A 21875-nucleotide genomic window follows, 5' to 3' on the forward strand; every position below is an offset into this window, starting at 1 on the left:
AAAAAATCATCTTTTATTTCCCTATCTCATTAAAAAGCAATACTTTTGCAACCCCAAAACAGTTATAATATTAAAACACAATATATATAAAATAAGTAAATATGACTAAGGCAGATATTATTTCAGAAATATCAACAAAAACCGGAATTGAGAAGGTTGATGTACAGGAAACGGTTGAGGCATTTTTCAAGGTTATCAAAACAAGTATGATTGGCGGTGAAAATGTATACGTAAGAGGCTTCGGAAGCTTTGTTGTTAAAAAGAGAGCACAAAAAACTGCTAGAAACATCTCTAAAAACACTGCAATAATTATCCCAGAACATTTTGTACCTAGCTTTAAACCTGCAAAAGTTTTTGTTGATAAAGTTAAAAGTAACTCCAAAAAAATCAGCGTAGAAGCCTAAGTCTTATTACATGAATAGCAGCATCAGATCAAAACAAATCATCATTATCGGAGCAGTTTTATTGCTTGTTGCTTTTTTATTTACAAGAGACATTAAAGGATTGGTTAAACCAACAGAAGAGAATGGCAAGATGCCTGCGAGTGGACAGATGTCCGCAACAGAATCTAAACCATCATCTGCAATCCTTAGTATTGAAACAACATCTACCGCTGCTAAAAATGTTTTGAATCAAAATTTGGCCAAAGACATTACAGCATTAGAAAATAGTTATAAGGGTGCTAAGGGAGCAGAAAAAGTTGAATTGGCGAAGCAGCTGGCTCAGAAATGGGACGATGTAGAGCAAATTACACCTTCAGCGCTTTATTTAGAAATAATTGCCCAGGAAGAACCATCATCAAAAGCATGGTTAGCTGCAGGTAATCAGTTCATGAAAGCGTTTGAAAGCACGCAAGATAGTTTAGCTCAACCTGCATTATTGCAGAAAGCGAATACATCTTACAAAAAAGTATTAGAGAAAGACGCTTCAAATATTGAGGCCAAAACAGGTTTAGGCGTAACCATAGTAAATGGCTTAGGTGCACCGATGCAAGGTATTGCAATGTTGCTTGAGGTTGTTGCTAAAGAACCTAAAAATGTAAAAGCCAATATGAATTTAGGCATCTTCTCTATAAAATCAGGCCAGTTCGACAAAGCAATTCCTCGTTTTAATACAGTAATTGCAACTGCACCTACTCCTGAAGCTTATTTTTATTTAGGGACAGCCCTTGAAAATTTAGGCAAAAACAAAGAAGCAGTTGATGCTTATTTAGCAAGCAAAAAATTAGCAGCTAATCCAACCTTATCATCATTTATCGATAAGAAGGTAGCTGAGCTAAAGAATAAAAATTAATTAACGGATTAATAAAAACATTTAAAACTTAAAACTATGCCAAGCGGTAAAAAAAGAAAAAGACATAAAATGGCTACCCACAAACGTAAAAAACGTTTAAGAAAAAACAGACATAAGAAAAAATAGATTCTTATCTTGATTAAGCCTAATAAACCTCATAGTGAAAACTGTGAGGTTTAAAGTATTTATATGATTTTTTTATCCCGTAAATATCTGGCTATATCAGTTTTTTTTCTCGTTTACTATCCATTTGTTAATAGGCGAAAGCCTTAAATCTGTAGCTGTTGGTAAAAGAATTAATTATCAATTCGACTCCTGCCGGAGTTACCATAGCATTGATTGAAGACAAACAACTTGTTGAGCTTCACAAAGAACAAATCAATAATAACTACGCCGTAGGCGATATTTATTTAGGCCGCATTAAAAAAATTATGCCTGGCCTGAATGCTGCTTTCGTGGATGTTGGTTATGAAAAAGATGCTTTTTTGCATTATTTTGATCTGGGCCCTCAGGTGCAATCTTTAATCAAGCTAACTAAAATCAAGCGTAATGGCTCGGTTACAGGCACATTATTAGATCATTTAAAGCTGGAAGCCGACATTAACAAGGCAGGCAAAATTTCTGATGTGCTGACAAAAAACATGCTCCTGCCTGTACAAATTGCAAAAGAACCAATTTCTACAAAAGGACCGCGTTTGAGTTCCGACATTTCGATTGCCGGCAGGTATGTGGTACTGGTGCCCTTCTCCAATACCATATCTGTATCAAAAAAGATTAAAAGTAATACTGAACGTAATCGTTTAAAGAAGATTATCGAAAGTATTAAACCTCAAAATTTTGGGGTGATTATCAGAACCGTTTCTGAAGGCCGCGGAGTTGCCGAAATGCAAAAAGATTTATTGGATCTGATTGCAAAATGGGAAAACTTTATTAAAAAGGTACCTTCTACCGAACCTTCGAAAAGAGTTTGGGGCGAAATGGACAGATCTTCAACGTTAATACGTGATATTCTGAATCCTGATTTTACAAACGTTTACGTGAGCACGCCAGAGCTGTTCGATGATATCCGTTCTTATGTTCATGATATTTCTCCAGAAATGGAAAAAATCGTGAAACTGTACAAACAGAAAGAACCCATCTTTGATCATTTTGGAATAGAAAAGCAAATCAAAAATGCTTTCGGAAAAACAGTAAACTTACCAGGTGGTGCTTATTTAGTAGTTGAGCATACCGAAGCACTCCACGTGATAGACGTTAATAGTGGAAACCGCACGGCCAGTAAAGAAACCCAGGAGGAAAACGCTTTACAGGTAAATAAAGAGGCGGCAAAAGAAATTGCCCGTCAATTGCGCTTGCGTGATATGGGCGGCATTGTGGTTATCGATTTCATTGATATGCACAAGCCAACAAACCGTAAAATGCTATTCGATTATTTGCGTGAGCTGATGTTGTTGGATAGAGCCAAACATACTATTTTGCCTCCAAGCAAATTTGGTTTGGTACAAATCACCAGACAACGCGTTCGTCCGGAGATGAATATTGTAACGGTAGAAAAATGTCCGGCTTGTGGTGGAACCGGAGAAATTAAAGCAAGTATTGTTTTAATGGATGATATTGAGAATAACCTGAATTATATTTTACGTGAGCAAAATGAAAAAGGTGTAACATTAAGTGTGCATCCTTACATTGAAGCTTACATTACTAAAGGAATCTTCAACTTACAACGCCGCTGGTTTTTTAAATATGGCCAGTGGATTAAAGTTAAAGCACAATCATCATACTATTTAAATGAGTTCCATTTTATCTCATCAAAAGATGAAGAAATAAAATTGTAACACCATGTACATGTAGCAAAAGCCCGAATTTAAAAATTCGGGCTTTTGTTTTTTAGCGCCGAATAAAAACAGAATCGCTGATTAGTCAAATTACTTTGATCTGCAATAAACAATGGCATCTTAAAGAGGTAATTTTGCAAATGCCTTTAAACTTTCAATCTTAAACCAATAACTTTCATTTTTTTTCTATTCAACTATTTGATAATAAAAGTTTTCTATCTATCTTTGCAGTCCCAATTTTAATGGGAATAATAAATTGTTTAATAAATTAAATACAAGCAAGTGAATACGTTAAGTTACAAAACTGTCTCGGCCAATGCGAAAACTGTTAACAAACAGTGGATTGTTGTTGATGCGCAAGGCGAGATTTTGGGGCGCTTGTCATCGAAGATCGCTATGATCATCCGTGGTAAAAACAAGCCTGAGTACACCCCACACGTAGATTGCGGAGATAACGTAATTGTTATCAATGCAGACAAGGTTAAATTGACAGGAAACAAATTCAGCGAAAAGCAATATGTTTCTTATACTGGTTATCCAGGTGGTCAACGTTTTATCTCTCCAAAAGAGTTAATGGCGAAACACCCTCAACGTGTAATCGAGAAAGCGGTACGTGGTATGTTACCGAAAACTAAATTGGGCAAAAAATTATACACAAACCTTTTTGTGTATGCAGGTGAAAACCACCCACATTCAGCTCAATCTCCAAAAACCATTAAACTTTAAGAAATGTCAGTTACTAACACTTCAGGAAGAAGAAAAACAGCTGTTGCACGTATCTACTTAAAAGATGGTGCTGGCGCAATTACCGTTAACGGTAAAGATCACAAAGTATATTTCCCAACTTTACCTTTGCAATATATCGTAAACCAAAGTTTAGAGGTTTCTGAACTTACAGGTCGTTATGATATCACTGTAAACGTTCAGGGTGGTGGAGTAAAAGGACAAGCAGAAGCTGTTCGTTTAGCTATTGCTAAAGCGATTGTTGAACTAGATGCGGAGAAAAAACCTGCATTACGTGCTAAAGGCCTAATGACGCGTGATATGCGTATGGTTGAGCGTAAAAAACCAGGACGTGCAAAAGCCCGTAAGAAATTCCAATTCAGTAAACGTTAATCACAGGAGGCAAAGACAATGGCAAGAACAACTTATCAAGACTTATTGGATGCAGGTGTACACTTTGGTCACCTTACCCGTAAATGGAATCCAAAAATGGCTCCTTACATTTTCATGGAGCGTAATGGAATTCACATTATAGATTTAAATAAAACATTAACCAAAACTGAAGAAGCTGCGGCTGCGATTAAACAAATCGTAAAATCAGGACGTAAAGTTTTATTTGTTTCAACAAAAAAACAAGCAAAAGGAATCGTAGCTGAACAAGCTAAGAAAGTAAATATGCCTTTCGTAACCGAGCGTTGGTTAGGTGGTATGTTAACCAACTTTGCGACTGTTCGTAAGTCAATCAAAAAGATGTCTAACATCGATAAAATGACTAAAGACGGTACTTATTCCATCTTATCTAAGAAAGAGCGTTTGATGATTCAACGTGAGCGTATTAAATTAGAATCACTTTTAGGTGGTATTGCTGATTTAAACCGTTTACCTGCTGCTTTATTCTTAATTGATGTTAAGAAAGAACACATCGCAGTTACTGAAGCGTTAAAATTAAACATCCCTACTTTTGCGATGGTTGATACGAACTCTGATCCTTCAAACATCGATTTCCCTATCCCAGCGAATGATGATGCCACTAAATCAATCTCTTTAATTACTGATGTAATCATTAAAGCAATTGAAGAAGGTTTAGATGAACGTAAACGTGAGAAAGATGATGAAGCAGAAAAAGAAGCAGTAGCGGCTAAAGCTGCAGCTGATGCGCCAGAGGTTAAAGAACCAAGACGTAAAAAAACTGCTGAAGCTGAAGTTGAAGCATCTTCATCAGAAGAAACTAAAACAGAAGAATAGTAATATTTTTTAATTGCAGGTTACTGGTTTCAGGTTTTAAGTTGGCTTAACATGAGTTTAACTTAGCACTTGTAACTTGTAACCTGTAATTGTTATCACAAGATTTTAAACTTTAAAAAGGAAATAAAATGTCTACAGTACAAATTACTGCCGCTGATGTAAACAAATTGCGCCAACAAACTGGTGCAGGTATGATGGATTGCAAAAAAGCTTTAGTAGAAGCTAATGGCGATTTCGAAGCAGCTGTTGATTTATTGCGCAAAAAAGGTCAGAAAGTATCTGCCGCTCGTTCTGGTAATGCAACTTCTGAAGGTTTGGTATCAATCAATGTTTCAGCAGATGGCACAAATGGTAAATTAGTTGCTTTAGCTTGTGAAACTGAGCCAGTTTCTAAAGTTGAAGATTTCCGTAATTTAGCTCAGGCTGTTTTAGCCGCAGCAGTTGCCAACAATCCTGCTTCTGCTGAAGAATTATCAGCAATTACTTTGGAAGATGGACGTACAGTTGCTGAAACCATCACTGAACTAACCGGTAAAATCGGAGAGAAAATCGTTATTCAGGAGTACGCAAATGTATCTGGTGAGAAAATCGTTTCTTATATCCATTCTAATGGTAAAATGGGTGTTTTAGTGGTATTTGAAGGTGCTAATGGTGCAGATATTACTGAAGCTGGTAAAGATGTTGCCATGCAAATTGCAGCGATGAACCCTGTTGCTGTTGATAAAGATGGTGTTGATCCTGCTACGATTCAACGTGAAATCGAAATTGCTAAAGATGTTATCCGTCAGGAAGGCAAACCAGAAGAAATGGTTGAGAAAATTGCTGCCGGTAAATTGAACAAATTTTACAAAGACAGCACTTTATTAAACCAGGAGTTTGTTAAAGACAGTTCTGTAGATGTTCGTAAATTCTTAGATAATACTTCTAAAGGTTTAACAGTATCGGCTTTCAAACGTGTACAATTAGGTGCATAAGCAGTTGAAATAATATAAAAATCCGGTTAGCTGAAAAGTTAACCGGATTTTTTTTTCCCTTTATGATTCAAACCTTATCATATTTAAATATTTACCAGGTTCAGAATAGATTGAACTTAGTAACTTAGCGATTCAACAATGTGTTATGCTAAACATTCCAAATGCTAAATTTTATGCTGATGATGTTTTACAAGAAAAACAAAGCATCAGTATCCATCACGGCAAAATTACATCAATTGAAAAATCAACCGCTGACTTAGCAGATGAATGGGTTCTTCCAGGATTGATTGACCTTCAGATTTATGGTGCAGGAGGAAAACTGTTTTCTGCAGAACCTACAGTAGAATCGCTCAAAATTATAGAAGACGATTTACTTAAAAAGGGTACAACAGGTTTCCTGGCTTGCATGGCAACCAATTCTCCGGAAGTTTTTAATGCCTGCATCGCATCCGCAAAAGAATACCGTTCATCGGCCAGAAACTTATTGGGCTTACATTTGGAAGGACCTTTCTTAAATCCAAAACGACTGGGAGCACATGTACCTGCATTCGTTAGAAAAGCAAGCTTAGAGGAAATAAAAGCTCTTCTGGATTTTGGAGATGGCGTAATTAAAATGATGACGATTGCACCTGAACTACAAGATGATAAAGTAATTCAATATCTTCTGGATCATGATGTGGTGGTGTCATTAGGACACAGCAATGCTACCTTTGCCGAAGCCACTCAGGCATATAACAAAGGGATTCAAACGACCACACACCTCTTTAATGCCATGAGTCCGATACACCATCGGGAGCCAGGTATTCCAACGGCCTTCTTTAATCATCATCAGGCCATGGCCAGCATTATTGCTGATGGTAAACATGTAGATTTTGAAATTGTAAAGCTGGCACATAAACTCGCAGGCAACAGGTTGTTTTTAATCACTGATGCAGTTACCCCTTGTACAACAGGCCCTTATCAGCACATTGAAAAGGATAATAAATTCGTAATGCCGGATGGAACACTTTCAGGCTCATCCTTAACGATGTTGGAAGCCATCAAAAACTGTGTTAGCCATTGCGGCATCAACCTGACTGAAGCCATCAAAATGGCTAGTCAATACCCTGCAAAATTAATAGGCTTAGAAAATTTTACAGGAAAGATTGAAACAGGATGTCAGGCTGACTTGCTTATTTTAGATGTAAATTTAAATCTAAAGAATGTAATCTTCAAAGGAGCGTTACAATAAAATCAATTCAAACCAATAACGATGTTAAAAAAAAGCAAACTGATTTTAATGCTTTTAATGGTGGTCTCCATCAACTCCTGGGCTCAAAAAAAGGATTATACCTTTAAGGTCATCCCACTAGGTGTAAAAGGTGGCGATGACGAAAGCAATTTATCATGTTACATGCTGGCTCCAAATGGCAGCAATAATTTTATTTGCCTGGATGCAGGAACCATTAATGCGGGAATTCAGAAAGCCATAGACAAAAAAACTTTAAAGGGCATTAGTGAAGACATTCAACGCAAACAAATTAAAGGCTATTTAATATCGCATGCGCATTTAGATCATGTTGCCGGACTCATCATAAATTCTCCTGCGGATACGGCAAAGAATATTTATGGAATATCATCTGTTTTAAATATCCTCAGAGATAAATACTTTACCTGGGATGCCTGGGCAAATTTTGGAAACAAAGGCGAAAAACCTCAACTTAAAAAATATACTTATACTACTTTAGAGGAAGAATTTAGCTACCCACTTGCTGAAACTGAAATGAAAGTTCGTGCTTTTGAACTCAGCCATGGTAAGCCTTATAAAAGTACCGCATTTTTAATTCAGGCAAAAGATAACTACGTTTTATATCTTGGTGATACTGGTGCAGATGAAATAGAAAAATCTGATAAGCTCTCAGAATTATGGCAAGAAGTGGCTCCTCTTATCAATACGGGCAACCTGAAGGCAATATTTATGGAAGTGTCCTTTCCAAATGAGCAACCTGTAAACCAATTATTTGGCCACCTTACACCCCAGCTTTTCTTTAGTGAGCTTGCAAACCTGCAGAAGATATCAACTCCAGAAGCCCTGGAAAAAGTATCTTTTATTATTACGCATAGGAAACCTCCGGTAAAAAATATGCTTAAAATAAAACAACAGTTACTGGTACTTAATGCGCCTGGATTTAAGTTGATATTCCCTAACCAAGGAGAGCTATTAACAATATATTAACACAAGTAACATATTGGATACAGAAAGTGAGTGTACTTTTGTGAAAAAAAATTCATGAAAAAAACCTTACTTTTATTTACTTCGTTTGTATTTTTAATCTTTTTAAAGATAGATGCAGTAGCTCAAAATGAAACAACAGCATCCATAAATGGTACTGTGGCAGATGCCAGGGGGCCAATAAGCGGTGCGACGGTAATTGCCATCCACGAACCTTCCGGTTCACGTTATGCTACCTCTACCAGATCTGATGGCCGTTATAACTTACCTGCCATGCGCATTGGCGGTCCTTATTCTATTACCGTGTCTTTTATCGGTTTCAAGAATCAGGTACAGCGAGTAGAGAAATTAGCCCTCGGACAAAGCTCGACCTTAGATATCATGCTAAGTGAGGATGCAAATAATCTGTCAGAAGTAATGGTATCTGGCAAGCAGAGTAAAATTTTCAATTCTGGCCGGACAGGTGCCTCACAAAATATTTCCAGAACAGCAATTCAAAATTTACCCACCTTAAATAGGAGTTTCACTGATTTTGTTAAGCTTACACCACAGTTCTCTTTACAATTTGGCAGTCCGAGTATTGCCGGAAGAAGCAATCTTGCCAATAATTTTACAGTTGACGGTGCATTATTTAATAATGCATTTGGTTTACAAGGCACCATTGGCAGCCAGACGGGTTCTCAACCCATTAACATGGATGCATTCGAAGAGATTACAGTAAATATTGCGCCTTATGATATTCGCCAGAGTGGATTTACCGGCGCGGCCATAAATGCGGTAACGAGAAGCGGAACGAATGAGTTTCAAGGTTCATTAAATACATATTATAGAAATCAGGATCTGGTAAGTGATTACAATTATGCAAACCTTAAAGTACCTGTAACCAATTTCAATTTAAAGGGTTATGGATTCACTTTTGGTGGCCCGATTATTAAAAACAAATTATTTTTCTTTGCAAGTGGTGAACTGGAAAGAAGATCAGATCCTGGAACAGGCTTTACTGCATCAAGAAATGGAAGTACTGGTCCGAATATTTCGCAGGCTAAAGGAGAAGACCTGGATAAATTAAGTACATTTTTAAAAACATTGGGCTATGATGCTGGTGGATATGAAAACTATGCATTAAAAACCCGAAGCGATAAATTATCTGCCAAACTGGATTATAATATTGATGATAAAAATACCCTAAGCTTAAAATATTTTTACTTCAGATCATACAAGGATATTTTACCCAGCAACAGTGGAGCACCGAAAAACAACCGTCAGCCATCGCAACTGGGTCTTCCATTCCAGTCTGCCGGATATGGCATTAACAATAACATGGATAATGTTAACCTTGAATTCAGAACACGTTTCAACAATAAATTCTCTAACCAGTTGACAGTGGGTTATAATAACATGAACGATTTCCGGGAATCAAAAGGGAATAAACCTTTTCCACTGGTTGATATCATGAATCCTGATGGCAGCTCTTATACCGCTTTTGGCTACGAACCTTTTACAGCGTTTAACAGTTTAAAAACTAAGGTCTATCAGGTTACAGATAACTTTAACATTTATGCTGGCCGTCATGAAATTACGCTTGGAGCCAATTATGAAGGATATAGAACCAGTAATGGTTTCGCACCTAACTACTACGGAACGTACACTTTCAAAAGTTTAGATGATTTTTATAATAGTGCCAACAATGGCATTTCCAATGCTACGCGCTATCAGGTTCAATATTCCGTATTGCCAGATGGATCATTTCCTTATGCAGAAATTCAATCCAATATGTATGGTTTATATGCACAGGATGCTTTTACGGTTAGTGACCAGCTAAAATTAACGGCTGGCTTACGTGCAGATTTAACAAATGTTTCTTCCCCTTCATTACTCAGTAATCCTAATGTTGAAAAATTAACCTTTGAAAATGGTGAGAAAATCGATGTGGGCAGATTTCCTAAAAATGCCATATTATGGTCGCCACGCCTGGGCTTTAACTGGAATGTGAATAACACAGGCAAAACACAGGTTCGAGGTGGAACAGGATTATTTACGGGACGGCCTCCATTGGTCTGGATCTCAAACCAGGCAAGTAATAATGGTGTTCAGTTTGGATCAGAATCCATTGCGAATCCTACAAACAGACCGTTTACGCCTAATGTTGATGCTTACCGAAATTTAAACAAATCTACCGCAGCAAATAATACAGCTTATAACCTTGCAGTGGCCGATCAGAATTTCAAATTCATGCAGGTTTGGCGTTCCAATTTAGCTGTTGATCAGAAATTACCAGCAGGCTTTACCGGAACACTGGAAGCCTTATACTCAAAAGACATCAACTCTGTTTATTTCCGCAATGCGAATTTAAATACGTCTGCCTATACACTTCTTCAGGGTGCAGATAACCGCCCAAGGTATACCGCTTCAAGAATTTATGGTTCAGCTACTCCAACACCTGCTAACCCAAATATATCTGATGCCATTGTAATGACCAATACCAATAAAGGGCATAGTTTATCCATTACCGGAACCTTATCTAAAGAATTCGCCGGAGGATTATTTGCCACGGCAGGTTATACTTATACCGATTCGAGATCAGTTAATGATGGTGGTTCCATCGCGCAATCCATGTGGAGAGACCGTCAGGTTTCTGGCAGTCCAAATACAGATGCACTTTCTTACTCAAGCTACATGGTTAAAAACCGTTTCATTGCATCCGTTGTCTACAGAAAAGAATATCTCCGCCATTTAGGAACAACATTTTCAATGTTTTATCAGTTACAAGATGGTTTCCGGTATTCGTACACTTATGGCAATGATTTAAATAACGATGGTTTAAGCGGCAATGACTTAATTTTTGTTCCGGCAAATAAAGCTGATATTGTTTTAGTACCTGAAAATTCCGCAGATACGAGGACCACAGATCAGTTATGGTCACAATTGAACAGTTACATTACTCAAGATAGCTATTTAAATCAGAGAAGAGGCCAATATGCAGAAAGAAATGGTTTAGTTGGTAATGTGATCGGAACATTAGATATCCGTATTGCGCAAGATTTATTTGGAAGTTTGAAGGGTAAGAAACATTCACTCCAACTTACTTTTGATGTTTTTAACTTCGGAAACATGATTAACAAAACATGGGGTGTTCCAAAGTTTGCGAACAGGGCAAATGGATTGCTGAACTTTAAAGGAGTTGATGCAACGGGTAAGCCTACATTCTCTTTCCCATACTTAAATGCAGATAATAATACGCCTTTAGTAAATACTTTTTCCAGCAGCGTTGATGAAACTGCACGCTGGAGGATTCAATTTGGATTAAGGTATAGGTTTAATCAATAAACTTACAACACATGATCAATGGCTGGGTTAGCATTAACTCAGCCATTTTTATTTTATGAAAACCAATAATGCCATTAAAGTCATTGGTCTGCGTAAAAATTTACATCAATTATCTTAAAGGATAGCCAGGTATTAAAAAAATGTTAATATTTTTGAGGTCATGAGATACAAACGCATCCTGCTAAAGCTTAGCGGCGAATCGCTAATGGGCGAGAAACAATATGGCATTGATAATGAACGCGTTAAACAATACGCAGAAGATATCAAAGCAGTTCACGATAAAGGTTTGGAAATTGCAATCGTTATTGGTGGAGGAAATATTTTCAGGGGTTTAAGTGCGGAAAAAAGTGGAATGGACAGGGCGCAGGCCGATTATATGGGTATGCTCGCTACGGTAATCAATTCCATGGCTTTACAAGATGCATTAGAGAAAGTCGGAATTAAAACCCGCTTGCTTACAGCGATTAAAATGGAACAGATTTGTGAGCCATTTATCCGCAGAAGGGCAGTGCGCCACTTAGAAAAAGGCCGTGTCGTGATTTTTGGAGCAGGTACGGGTAACCCTTATTTCACCACTGATTCTGCAGCTGCTTTACGTGCTATCGAAATTAAAGCTGATGTTGTTTTAAAGGGAACTCGTGTTGATGGTATTTACACGGCAGATCCTGAAAAAGATCCGTTAGCCACAAAATATGAAGAAATTTCTTTCAGAGAGGTTTACGATAAAGGCTTAAACGTGATGGATATGACCGCCTTTACCCTTTGCGAGGAAAACCAAGTGCCAATTATTGTGTTTGACATGAATAAACATGGAAACTTTATGAAAATTGCCAATGGTGAATCAATCGGTACTTTAGTAAAATAAACCATAAAAATAATTATATTTTAGATATACACACATTATGAACGAACTCATACAGTTACAATTGATGGATGCTGAATCTGCTATGGAGAGAGCAATCGATCATTGTGAATCAGAACTTACTAAAATCAGGGCAGGTAAAGCCTCAGCAGGGATGCTTGATGGTATTTTTGTAGATTATTATGGTGCTTCTACAGCATTATCGCAGGTGGCCAGCATCAACACACCTGATGCCAGAACAATTGTGATCCAGCCCTGGGAAAAATCACTTTTGGTACCGATCGAAAAAGCTATTCAAGTGGCAAATATTGGCATCAACCCACAAAACGATGGTATTGTAATCCGGTTGGTAGTACCTCCCCTAACTGAGGAACGCAGAAGAGACCTGGTTAAAAAGGTAAAGGAAGAAGCTGAACGCGGACGAATCACAGTGCGTAACATCCGTAAAGATGCCAACACCAAAATTCAAAAACTAAAAGGTGAAGGTGTTTCTGATGATGAGATTAAGACCGGTGAGGCAGAAGTTCAAAAATTAACCGATGCCTATATCATAAAAGTAGATAAACACGCCGAAGCAAAAGAAAAAGATGTAATGACGGTTTAATAAAAAAGTTAAATTGAAAGGGAACAGATTAATCATCCGTTCCCTTTTTTTATGATGATGATTTTAAACTCGATTCCCGGATATTAAATTTGGTTGAAACCACTACTTCATTATATTTTTTATCGGTAACATGCTGCTGTAGTCTTTCCATTAATATTTTCATAATATTTTCGGCTATTGCTTCAAGCGGTTGTGCTATCGCCGTAACCGGTGGATCACAAAATTCCAGAATTTCAAAATCATCAAATGATACTACAGCGAGGTCTTTCTTAATCCGTAAGCCCATCGCACGGAAAGTTCTTAAACCATCAAGACTAATGTAGTTGGCTCCGAAAATAACAGCATCCAGATTTTTATTTGCATTAAAAAATTCAGTAATCTCTTTTATAGCAGTTGCTGACGTGCTGTAATTTATTTTTTTAACAAATGAATTTAACTTGTGATGTGATATGGTTTCTTCATATCCGGAAAGCCGGTCCAGCATTTGCTGCTGATCAGAATCAATGGTAATGAATGCTATATTTTTAAACCCATTTGAAATTAAGTGCTCAGTTGCATGAGCAGTGCTTTGTTTATTGTTAATAATGACATAGTCAGCCTTAACATCTTGTACATACCGATCAAACAGTACAACCGGAGCATCTGTTAAGATCAATTTTCTTACTTCATCTTCCAATCCTTCAGGTAAGGCCATGATATAACCATCCACATGCCTGTCCTTAAAAATCTGAAGTAGCTCAATTGCCTTTTTGGTATCATTTCTTGTACTGCTAAATAAAATCTTATAGCCCAGCTCTGATGCAATTTCATCAATACGTTTTGCAATCCCAGAAAAAAATGGCTCTGATATATCATCAACTAAAAAGCCAATAATCCGGGTTTTGCCCGTCCTCAGACTGGTAGCAAGAGAATTAGGCTGATAATTGAGCTCTGCCACCAGATCCAATACCTTTTTGGTTAATGCATCACTGATATTCTTTTCTTTTGCTCTTCCATTAATCACAAAGGAAACAGATGTTATAGAAATATTTAATTGCTTGGCAATGTCTTTAATTGAAACTCTTTTCATTATGGGGAACTACAAAATATTTGGTATTATCGGGGTAATATAGTGATAAGTGATGTAATATTTTAGTGGCAGATCAGAAGATTATAAAAAGAAAAAGAGCAACCTATCCAGGATTGCTCAATTAACTAACTTATTATTCATAAAAAATGCTGTTGGGGAAGGAGTCGAACCTTCAAGGGGTAGTTAGCTACAGTTCAAAAAATTAATTGTGGTCAACCCAATAAACTGCGTTTGTCCCATTATTCCCCACCACCGAGACAAGGAGGCGTGTCTGCCAATTTCACCACCCAACATTTTGGTCCTTAGTCCAAAGTCTACAGTCGTAAGTCTACTAAAGACTATGGACTCTTGACTTAGAACTAAGCCGCTGTAGGGGAAGGAATCGAACCTTCAAGGAGTGGTTAGCCATTGCTGGTATTCCCATTATTCTCCGCCACCGAGACAAGGAGGTGTGTCTGCCTGTTTCACCACCCTACAGTATGTTAGCAAATGCTATAAAGAACGTTCCTTTTTGTTAATTGCTTGATACAAATGTAATGGAAGCAGCAATACCTTACAAATATTTTAAACATTTAATTTTATTTTTATAATATTGATAAATATTTGTAAATTCGCTTATCAAAATTCAAAAATATGCTTAAAAAAGACAATTCCAATTTAGAAATTGACAACCTCGATATTGATATATTGAAACAACTGATGCAGGATGCTACGAAACCATATACTGAAATTGCAAAAGATCTGATTGTTTCGGGCGGCACCATACACGTCAGAATGAAGAAATTACAGGAAATGGGGATTATTAAAGGCTCACACCTGATTATCGATCCCCAAAAAGCCGGCTATGATATCTGTGCCTTTTTAGGTATTTACCTGGAAAAAGGGATTCAATATAAAGATGCTGTGGCACAATTAAGCAAAATAAAAGAAGTGGTAGAACTTCATTACACCACTGGGGCATATAGTATGTTTGCGAAAATTATCTGCAGAGACACTAATCACTTGCGTCATGTACTGAATGAAGAAATCCAGGCTGTTAATGGTATTCAGCGCACAGAGACATTGATTTCACTGGAAGAGAGTATTAAAAGGCAGATTGAACTGGGATAGCTTAGTAAAGAGTCTGGAGTCTTTAGCCGGAAGTCTCCAGTCCATTGTCTTATGTTGCAGGTTGAAAGTTAATACTACAATTCATTAAATATCGTGAGGTCGTAGCCTGAAGTATCCAGGTAATCGCCATTAGTCTTTATACCAATTTCCTATTTCAGCAACTGATAGGCAATAAGCGCAGCAAAGTAGGCCATAGCGGTCATATAAACCAGTTGAATGACAGGCCATTTCCAGCCTTTCGTTTCCCGGTAAACGATGGCTACAGTACTCATGCACTGCATGGCAAAGGCATAAAACAACATCAACGAAATACCAGTAGCAAAAGTATATACAGGCAAACCTGTACGGTTGTTTACCGATGAAGACATCCTTGCTCTAATGGTTGAAGTATCTTCATCTCCCCCATCAACACTATAAATGGTTGCCATTGTACCCACAAAAGCCTCTCTTGCAGCGAATGATGTGATCAGACCAATGCCTATTTTCCAATCATAACCCAGTGGACGAATAGCAGGTTCAATCCAATGTCCTAAGATGCCAACATAGGAGTTTTCCAGCTTTTCTGTTGCGATCAGTGTTTCGATATGTTTGCTATCTCTTGTCGTATCAGCAAGTGCCGATGCATATTTCTGATCAATGCGGTCAAAGCGGTTTCCTGGTCCAAAGGTGGCCATTACCCACAGAATAATAGAAATGGCAATGATTACCTTACCAGCCTCAAAAACAAAAGTTTTAGATTTTTCGTACATGGTATAAAGCACGTTTTTCCACCGTGGCATTCGGTAAACAGGCAGTTCCATAATGAAGTAAGCCCTTTCTTTGGTTTTGATCAAAAACTTCATGATCCAGGCCACCAGTACTGCTGCAATTACACCTACCAAATACATCACCATTAAGGCCAATCCCTGCAGGTTAAAAATGCCTAATATATTTTTTGATGGGATAATTAAAGAAATAATTAAGATATAAACCGGAAGCCTTGCTGAACAACTTACCAATGGCGTGACCATGATGGTGATCATTCTGTCTTTCCAGTTTTCAATATTCCGGGCAGCCATGATGGAAGGCACTGCGCAAGCCAGACCGCCAATCATGGGTACAACAGATTTACCATTTAATCCCACTTTACTCATGATCTTATCCATCATGAAAGTAACCCTTGCCATATAGCCGGTATCTTCTAAAATAGATATAAAGGCAAATAAGATGGCTATTTGAGGGATAAATACAAAAATTCCACCCAACCCAGCAACAATACCATCTAATACCAGATTAGTGAGCATACCTGCTGGTAAATATTCATGACCTGTATTTGTTATAAAACCAAAGCCTGCCTCAATCCATTGCATTGGATAGGATGACCAGGCAAAAATGGCATTAAAAATAACAAAGAGGATTAATAAAAATATAGCAAAGCCCCAGATTTTATGGGTTAAAATGGAATCGAGCTTATCACTCAATGTAAATTTTTTAGCTGAATCGTTGTCTGTTACGACATCAGCGAGTATCAAACTTAAATTTTTATAGCGTAAAATGGTTTCAGCGGCCTGGGTTTTCGCCGATTCAAAATGATGTGATTGCTCTATCGCTTCAATTTCCTCCTGTTCCTTTGGTGTGAAAAAATTGAGATACTCATGCTGATGCAATACCTGCAGCGCATAATAATCATTATCCGAATTTAATTTCGATTTAATGGCATTGATTGCTGCTGGTGCGAGACTATTTACATCAACATCCTGAAACTGAGTAGCTATTTTATTTGTATTACTTATTGCAGACTTTAGTTGATCAATACCTACATTGTTGCGGGCTGAAATAGAGACCACCTGAATACCTAATTTTTCAGCAAGTTTATCCAGATCAATCTTGATCCCTTGTTTCTCAGAAAGATCAATCATGTTTAAGGCCAGTACCATTGGTATTCCCAAATCGGCAACCTGCGAATATAAAAGCATATTACGTTTAAGATTGGAGGCATCAACCACCAATACGATCACATCAGGATAACTACTGTTTTTTGAATCCGCTAAAACCTGAAACACAATGCTTTCATCACTGCTTTTTGGATACAGGCTATAGGTTCCGGGTAAATCGATAATTTCAGCCCCCTTACCAGTTTCCAGTTTCATAAAACCTGTCTTTTTATCAACAGTTATTCCAGGAAAATTCCCTATTTTCTGGTTTAAACCAGTTAAACGATTAAAAAGAGTAGATTTACCTGTATTGGGATTACCAACTAACGCAACTTTAATATCCAAATCTGCTTATTTATTGATGACAATGACTTCAGCTTCACTTTTACGCAAGCATAGCTGATAACCAGCAACACGAATAGCCATTGGGTCGCCAAGCGGGGCAAAACGTTCAACCTCTACTACTTCCCCCGGCAAACAGCCCATTTCCATCAGTTTTACAGAAAGATCAAGGTCTGTAAATGAAATGATTGTTCCTTTTTCGCCAACTTTTAAATTTGAAAGTTTCATCTGTATCTAATTTTATGCTCAGACGGGACCTCCATGATCAAATAATGATTCAATCGCTTTGGGTTCATGTGCTAAATTGCACGCAAGTTAGCCTTTCTTTAGATTTATTCCAAATAGAGATTTTTATCCTAAACAGGTATGACTCATCAATGATTAATTTATTGTTCAACCGGGGCTTAATCTATCTTTTCAAAATTCTATAAGCACAGAAGGCTCGTTAGAAAACGGGCCTTCTGTTTAATATCATTCTATTTTATCACATCCTGAAGCGCTGTCCGCCACCCTGCCCCGGTGTTGGCATTTGCGGCGTATCACCACTCATATTTCTTCCGCCTATTCGGGTTAAAGAGTAGGTGAACGAGAACATGTAATATCGCTTTAATACATTATAATTTAAATCGGTAATGGTATTATTTGTAGCTGTTCTGCTAATGCCCTGATTTTGGTTAAACGCATCATTCACTGCAATTTTGAATGTCCCCCTGTTTTTGAAAAACTGGCGGCTGATATAAGAATTGACTAATGTAAACTGTGTATTATAGCCCTCTCCCCTTCCGGTATTCTTAATATAATCCAGATCAACAGCTAAACGGATGTTACCCGGAAAAACGTAGCTGATATCGAAACTTGGATTCAATGTATAAAAATTAGTATTGGCATTGGGCTGAGCAGAATACGTTGCCCGGTTATAGGTTCCGGAAATGCCGCCGGTTAAATCAAACTTATCAAAATTGGTCACAAAATTATACCGGTTGGTTATGCCGATGGTATTGGTAATGTTTCTGACCAAATCATTGGGATTATCATTGCCAGTTGTGAAGTTCACATTACGGCTATAATTTGCATTTAAAGATGCGTTTAAAGTAAGTTTTCTTTCCGGTAACAGCGGAATGCCAATATTAACACTACCATTTCCGGAATAAACCCCATCTACATTTACGTAGGTGGTCCTGATTTTTCCATAGTCTCTGTCGGTACTATCAGTAACCAACTGGCTGCTGTTACCAATGGCATTAAATGTCTGGCTTAAACTCAGGAAAGCAAAAAACATCCTGCCCTTCGCAATATCAAAATTATTGTAATTGATATTTAAACTATTGTTAAAGGAAGGTTTTAAGGTAGGGTTACCTATAAAAACACTTTGTGTATTGGTGTTATCCGGAATTGGCTGGATCTGGCTGATACTTGGCTGTTGCGTATTCCCTCTGTAGCGTATATTTAATCTTCTGGAGTTACTGAAATTATACCTGAAGTTTGCAGATGGGGTAAGATTAATAAAATTCTGGGTACGTACCAGTCCAGTGGTCAGATTGGTGTTTACACGATTGGTTTGTTGTGCGGCTAAACCAATATTCCAGTTATATTTTTTTTCATTGGTGGTGAAGCTGATGCCTCCCGCATTGGTTAAAGTCTGGTTTTCATAGGTATTGGTATAATCAACATTAACCAAATCATACTGACCGCTGGCTGAATTAAAATCCAATACCTGCCGGCCTTGATTATCATGGCTATATCCATTCTGATAATTAAATTCCAGACTTGTGGTTTTGGATAATGGCTCAGTATAAACCAGCCTGGAGGTGTTATTAATGGAATTGGTATTTACTTTATTCAACTGATCCGTAACTGTTGATGTGTCTCTATTATTGATTGTATTATCTTCGGAGATATAATTATAGTTATCGGCATCGTTGTTATTGATCGAGGTATTAACATTTAGTGATAAAGTTCTGCCCCGTCTTTTAAACTTTTTTCTCACCAATAAGTTATTGGTTATATTTGGCGAAGAACTATTGCTAATATACCGTTGCGAACCTATTGTTTGAGATTCGATTAAATTCCTTTGATATTTACTCAGGTTTGTGGCATCACTTTCGGTATAAGAAACATTAGGTTGAATTTTAATCGTTGTAGATGAATCCAGTTTCGTATCGATCATAAAATTAAACCGGTGATTGATGCGGTCTGTATTGTTATCAGCATTATTTGAAACGGTAGTAACACGATTGCCTAATAAATTCTGGGTAAAACTTTGCTGCTGATTAGATACATCAGAGCGGTTAAAAAAGTAGCTGCCCTGAATCTGGGTTCCATCTTTGTAGGTATCTGCAAAGTTTAATCCGCCGGCATTCGTATTGGTAATACCACCACTGCCTGCGCCACTTCCACCACCGCCAAAATTACCCCGACCTCCGCCACCGAAACCGTTTCCAACACCATTACCCTGTCCAAAATTCTGCTTATTTACATTATTGAACTGACCAATTACACTAAATTGCTGGTCATTATCAAACTTATTGACATTGATACTGGCATCATACCGATCCTGGGTGCCATATCCAACTGTACTATTCCCGAAATATCCCTTTTTCATCCCCGCTTTGGTGGTGATGTTTAAGATTTTAGTCCGTGTGCCATCATCCACACCGGAAAATTGTGATTGCTCAGATAACTCATCAATTACCTGAATTTTATCAACCATATCTGCAGGTAAATTTTTGGTTGCCAGTAAAGGATCTGAACCAAAAAATTCTTTTCCGTCTACTTTTACCTTTGTAACTGTTTCACCCTGGGCCTTAATACTGCCATCTTTTGCCACTTCCACACCAGGAAGTTTTTTGATTACATCTTCAACAACGGCATTTTCACGAACTTTAATCGATTTTGCATCAAATTCAAGTGTATCTGTTTTTACCACTACCGGAATGCTTGCCGTTACATTAACCGTATTAAGGTCTACACCATCATCGGTCATGGCAATATCTCCCGCATTTACCGCCGCTTTCGCTACCTCAACATCTTTGGTGGCTGTTTTTAAGCCTAAAAAGGCCGCATAAATTCTGTATTTTCCTGGCGCGATGGCTTTGAAATTGAAAGATCCGTCAGGTGCCGTTTGCCCTGATGCAACAACTACAGAGTCTTTTAAGTTTCTAACAGCAATAGTGGCAAAATCAACAGGCTGTTTATCTTTGGCATTAATGACTTTTCCACTTATTGAGCCAGGATTCTGAGCCTGAGCCAGATAACTGCAAAAAATAAGCACTACGAAGATTGCCCTCTGAACGTTTCTTTTCATTAATAAATTTAGATTATATGTACAAAACTAAGCAATCAGACTAGCCAGATGCTTAAAGGTTTGTTGCGGAACGCTAAAAGATTGGTAACATTTTAAATACAGCAAAAGAATCAGCTGTATTCATAAAAAGGAGGAGTTGATATTTATTACCTGTTTCGAGGATAACTTTGGTAATAGACTTTCGGGCAGTTACAATCTTTTTTAAAGATACTGCAGCCACTTAAACATAAAGTTGCAATTACAACCACTGAACTAATTATCTTTTTCATCGAAATTCAGTTTATGAAGCAATATATAACTAAAAACGGCCATACAGGCACCTAACATATCACAGCCCAGATCCCACCATTCTGCAGAGCGGTAAGTGAAAACCTTCCATTGTAATAACTCAATACTTCCACCAATAATGAAGTTAATAAGCAGGATTTTAAAAATGGTTAACGTTCTGAAGCCGTAACTGTGCTGATATTTTATCTTTCCATAAAAAAGGAAAACTGTCAGGACAAAGAAAAAACCAAGATGCGTCATCTTATCGAAACCTTCGAAAAAGAATCCATCACCCTCCGTATGCGGCAACCTGATATTACAAAGCACCAAAACGATCAGTGTCCAGAATATGGCCCATTTTTGCTGCTTCAGTGCTTTGTACAAAATAGTATAAATTAAGCGCCAACCAATGCCTGGTAGGCTTCTGCAGTTAATAAATCTTCAATTTCAGCAACTTCAGATAATGATACTTTCACCATCCAGCCTTTTCCATAAGGATCAGAATTTACCAGTTCCGGGTTATCATTCAATTCTGAATTGATTTCCAATACAGTACCTGTTACGGGCATAAATAAATCAGAAACTGTTTTTACAGCTTCAACTGTACCAAAAACTTCTTCTTTTGCCACTTCGTCGCCTACTGAGTTAATGTCAACATAAACGATATCACCCAATTCACGTTGCGCGAAATCTGTAATACCGATGTAAGCTTCGTTACCTTCAACCTTAACCCACTCGTGGTCTTTAGTGTATTTTAATTCTGATGGAAAATTCATGTATTTTTAATTTATTTGG

At 37.6% G+C, this 21875-nt stretch carries 19 protein-coding genes and 1 tRNA gene; 13 read left to right on the forward strand and 7 right to left on the reverse strand.

Going from position 1 to position 21875, the window contains the following annotated elements; translation table 11 throughout:
• The first annotated feature begins 101 nt into the window (after positions 1-101).
• From OQX64_RS20590 to frr, 12 genes are all read left to right on the forward strand, one after another.
• Positions 102-404, forward strand: a complete 303-nt coding sequence (locus tag OQX64_RS20590) for an HU family DNA-binding protein (protein WP_010601128.1) — start codon at positions 102-104, stop codon at positions 402-404.
• A 10-nt stretch (positions 405-414) separates the two neighbouring features.
• A complete protein-coding gene (locus OQX64_RS20595) occupies positions 415-1293 on the forward strand; it encodes a tetratricopeptide repeat protein (protein WP_265820180.1) in 879 nt (292 codons plus the stop codon).
• A 284-nt stretch (positions 1294-1577) separates the two neighbouring features.
• Positions 1578-3128 carry an Rne/Rng family ribonuclease gene (locus OQX64_RS20605; RefSeq protein ID WP_088302449.1) on the forward strand — a complete coding sequence of 517 codons (1551 nt, stop codon included), beginning with the start codon at positions 1578-1580 and terminating at the stop codon, positions 3126-3128.
• Between the two features lie 282 nt (positions 3129-3410).
• On the forward strand, positions 3411-3854 hold the full coding sequence (gene rplM / locus OQX64_RS20610) for a 50S ribosomal protein L13 (RefSeq protein WP_029287677.1): 444 nt from the start codon (positions 3411-3413) through the stop codon (positions 3852-3854).
• 3 nt (positions 3855-3857) lie between these two features.
• Complete coding sequence (rpsI, locus tag OQX64_RS20615) at positions 3858-4244, forward strand: 30S ribosomal protein S9 (RefSeq protein ID WP_055913282.1); 387 nt, start codon at positions 3858-3860, stop codon at positions 4242-4244.
• 18 nt (positions 4245-4262) lie between these two features.
• Positions 4263-5096 (forward strand): 30S ribosomal protein S2, encoded by an 834-nt coding sequence (rpsB, locus tag OQX64_RS20620; protein ID WP_029287679.1) that lies wholly within the window; start codon positions 4263-4265, stop codon positions 5094-5096.
• A 128-nt stretch (positions 5097-5224) separates the two neighbouring features.
• On the forward strand, positions 5225-6070 hold the full coding sequence (tsf, locus tag OQX64_RS20625; RefSeq protein WP_088302448.1) for a translation elongation factor Ts: 846 nt from the start codon (positions 5225-5227) through the stop codon (positions 6068-6070).
• A gap of 145 nt (positions 6071-6215) precedes the next feature.
• Entirely contained in the window at positions 6216-7301 is a 1086-nt protein-coding gene (nagA, locus tag OQX64_RS20630; RefSeq protein ID WP_265820182.1) for an N-acetylglucosamine-6-phosphate deacetylase, read from the forward strand.
• A gap of 21 nt (positions 7302-7322) precedes the next feature.
• Positions 7323-8285, forward strand: coding sequence for an MBL fold metallo-hydrolase (locus OQX64_RS20635; RefSeq protein WP_265820183.1), 963 nt, complete (start codon positions 7323-7325; stop codon positions 8283-8285).
• Between the two features lie 54 nt (positions 8286-8339).
• Entirely contained in the window at positions 8340-11609 is a 3270-nt protein-coding gene (locus OQX64_RS20640; RefSeq protein WP_265820184.1) for a TonB-dependent receptor, read from the forward strand.
• Positions 11610-11769: 160 nt separating this feature from the next.
• Positions 11770-12474: a UMP kinase gene (gene pyrH / locus OQX64_RS20645; protein WP_088302444.1), complete on the forward strand. Its 705-nt coding sequence runs from the start codon at positions 11770-11772 to the stop codon at positions 12472-12474.
• 37 nt (positions 12475-12511) lie between these two features.
• On the forward strand, positions 12512-13075 hold the full coding sequence (gene frr, locus OQX64_RS20650; RefSeq protein WP_088302443.1) for a ribosome recycling factor: 564 nt from the start codon (positions 12512-12514) through the stop codon (positions 13073-13075).
• A 49-nt stretch (positions 13076-13124) separates the two neighbouring features.
• Here the strand turns inward: frr and OQX64_RS20655 are convergent, their stop codons facing one another.
• Together OQX64_RS20655 and OQX64_RS20660 are read right to left on the reverse strand one after the other, a co-directional pair.
• Positions 13125-14144 carry a LacI family DNA-binding transcriptional regulator gene (locus OQX64_RS20655; RefSeq protein WP_253249068.1) on the reverse strand — a complete coding sequence of 340 codons (1020 nt, stop codon included), beginning with the start codon at positions 14142-14144 and terminating at the stop codon, positions 13125-13127.
• A gap of 149 nt (positions 14145-14293) precedes the next feature.
• Positions 14294-14437: transfer RNA gene (locus OQX64_RS20660), tRNA-Asp, on the reverse strand.
• A 340-nt stretch (positions 14438-14777) separates the two neighbouring features.
• Between OQX64_RS20660 and OQX64_RS20665 the strand changes: the two genes are divergently transcribed.
• Complete coding sequence (locus OQX64_RS20665; protein WP_025145395.1) at positions 14778-15254, forward strand: Lrp/AsnC ligand binding domain-containing protein; 477 nt, start codon at positions 14778-14780, stop codon at positions 15252-15254.
• Positions 15255-15403: 149 nt separating this feature from the next.
• On the opposite strand, the gene feoB is transcribed toward OQX64_RS20665, so the two are convergent.
• The 5 genes from feoB to gcvH form a co-directional block, all read right to left on the reverse strand.
• Positions 15404-17512, reverse strand: a complete 2109-nt coding sequence (gene feoB, locus OQX64_RS20670; protein WP_265820185.1) for a ferrous iron transport protein B — start codon at positions 17510-17512, stop codon at positions 15404-15406.
• A 6-nt stretch (positions 17513-17518) separates the two neighbouring features.
• Positions 17519-17737, reverse strand: a complete 219-nt coding sequence (locus OQX64_RS20675; protein ID WP_088302440.1) for a FeoA family protein — start codon at positions 17735-17737, stop codon at positions 17519-17521.
• Positions 17738-17993: 256 nt separating this feature from the next.
• Positions 17994-20813, reverse strand: a complete 2820-nt coding sequence (locus tag OQX64_RS20680; protein WP_265820186.1) for an outer membrane beta-barrel family protein — start codon at positions 20811-20813, stop codon at positions 17994-17996.
• A gap of 252 nt (positions 20814-21065) precedes the next feature.
• Positions 21066-21464, reverse strand: coding sequence for a VanZ family protein (locus OQX64_RS20685; RefSeq protein WP_088302438.1), 399 nt, complete (start codon positions 21462-21464; stop codon positions 21066-21068).
• 11 nt (positions 21465-21475) lie between these two features.
• On the reverse strand, positions 21476-21856 hold the full coding sequence (gene gcvH, locus OQX64_RS20690) for a glycine cleavage system protein GcvH (protein WP_088302437.1): 381 nt from the start codon (positions 21854-21856) through the stop codon (positions 21476-21478).
• Between the last annotated feature and the right edge of the window lie 19 nt (positions 21857-21875).

This window comes from Pedobacter sp. GR22-10 (assembly GCF_026239715.1).
GTDB lineage: Bacteria > Bacteroidota > Bacteroidia > Sphingobacteriales > Sphingobacteriaceae > Pedobacter.

Bases quoted from the DNA above. Each gene is read 5' to 3' on its own strand.
- gcvH (WP_088302437.1), bottom strand. From the start codon at position 21,856: ATGAATTTTCCATCAGAATTAAAATACACTAAAGACCACGAGTGGGTT.
- OQX64_RS20680 (WP_265820186.1), bottom strand. From the start codon at position 20,813: ATGAAAAGAAACGTTCAGAGGGCAATCTTCGTAGTGCTTATTTTTTGC.
- tsf (WP_088302448.1), top strand. From the start codon at position 5,225: ATGTCTACAGTACAAATTACTGCCGCTGATGTAAACAAATTGCGCCAA.
- OQX64_RS20590 (WP_010601128.1), top strand. From the start codon at position 102: ATGACTAAGGCAGATATTATTTCAGAAATATCAACAAAAACCGGAATT.
- rpsI (WP_055913282.1), top strand. From the start codon at position 3,858: ATGTCAGTTACTAACACTTCAGGAAGAAGAAAAACAGCTGTTGCACGT.
- nagA (WP_265820182.1), top strand. From the start codon at position 6,216: ATGCTAAACATTCCAAATGCTAAATTTTATGCTGATGATGTTTTACAA.
- pyrH (WP_088302444.1), top strand. From the start codon at position 11,770: ATGAGATACAAACGCATCCTGCTAAAGCTTAGCGGCGAATCGCTAATG.
- OQX64_RS20675 (WP_088302440.1), bottom strand. From the start codon at position 17,737: ATGAAACTTTCAAATTTAAAAGTTGGCGAAAAAGGAACAATCATTTCA.
- frr (WP_088302443.1), top strand. From the start codon at position 12,512: ATGAACGAACTCATACAGTTACAATTGATGGATGCTGAATCTGCTATG.
- OQX64_RS20635 (WP_265820183.1), top strand. From the start codon at position 7,323: ATGTTAAAAAAAAGCAAACTGATTTTAATGCTTTTAATGGTGGTCTCC.
- OQX64_RS20655 (WP_253249068.1), bottom strand. From the start codon at position 14,144: ATGAAAAGAGTTTCAATTAAAGACATTGCCAAGCAATTAAATATTTCT.
- OQX64_RS20665 (WP_025145395.1), top strand. From the start codon at position 14,778: ATGCTTAAAAAAGACAATTCCAATTTAGAAATTGACAACCTCGATATT.
- OQX64_RS20595 (WP_265820180.1), top strand. From the start codon at position 415: ATGAATAGCAGCATCAGATCAAAACAAATCATCATTATCGGAGCAGTT.
- OQX64_RS20640 (WP_265820184.1), top strand. From the start codon at position 8,340: ATGAAAAAAACCTTACTTTTATTTACTTCGTTTGTATTTTTAATCTTT.
- rpsB (WP_029287679.1), top strand. From the start codon at position 4,263: ATGGCAAGAACAACTTATCAAGACTTATTGGATGCAGGTGTACACTTT.